Origin of the sequence: Bowmanella yangjiangensis, assembly GCF_017255015.1 — a bacterium.
Lineage (GTDB): Bacteria > Pseudomonadota > Gammaproteobacteria > Enterobacterales > Alteromonadaceae > Bowmanella > Bowmanella yangjiangensis.
In genome coordinates, this window is sequence record NZ_JAFKCS010000493.1 from 1 (window position 1) to 560 (window position 560).

Consider the following 560-nt stretch of genomic DNA (forward strand, 5'->3'; position numbering starts at 1 on the left):
CTCGGCAGCAGCAACTCACTGAGCCTGCGCACCACCCAGCAGCAGGCCGCGGCCGGTGCGGGTCTCTCCTGCCCCGGCGTGCTCCAGGTACTGGCCGCCGCCTATGTCAGGGTCACGCTGCAGAATGCCGGGACCCTGGCCCTGCAGGACGGCCAGGGCAACCAGATCCCCTTCTCGATCTACCGCGACTCCGGCTACAGCCAGACGCTGGTAGCCGGCCAGCCCCAGCAGCTCGACGCCATCAACCTGGTCGCACTGGGCGGCAGCTCCAGCGCCATCGGCCTGTACTTTCGCACCAACCCCGGGCCCAATGTGCCGGCTGGCACCTACACCGCCACGATCACCCTGCGCTGGGACTGGGCCATCTGCACCGTCGGTGCGCTCAACCTCTGTTCCTGGAGCCGCAGCCCCGGACTGACCCAGAGCTGCCTGCCCATCTGCGGCGCCCCCACCAACTGGGGCAGCGGCTCCCTGGCGACGCTGACCATCACCCTGGTCGTGACCAAGGCCTGTCGCATCGACACGCTGCCTGCCGTGGACTTCGGCGCCAATGCGCTGAT

At 69.1% G+C, this 560-nt stretch carries 1 protein-coding gene; it reads left to right on the forward strand.

Annotated features, from left to right (window positions below; genetic code table 11):
- The coding region (locus tag J0A65_RS25325) for a Csu type fimbrial protein (protein WP_206596983.1) at positions 1-560 on the forward strand (560 nt) is incomplete at both ends.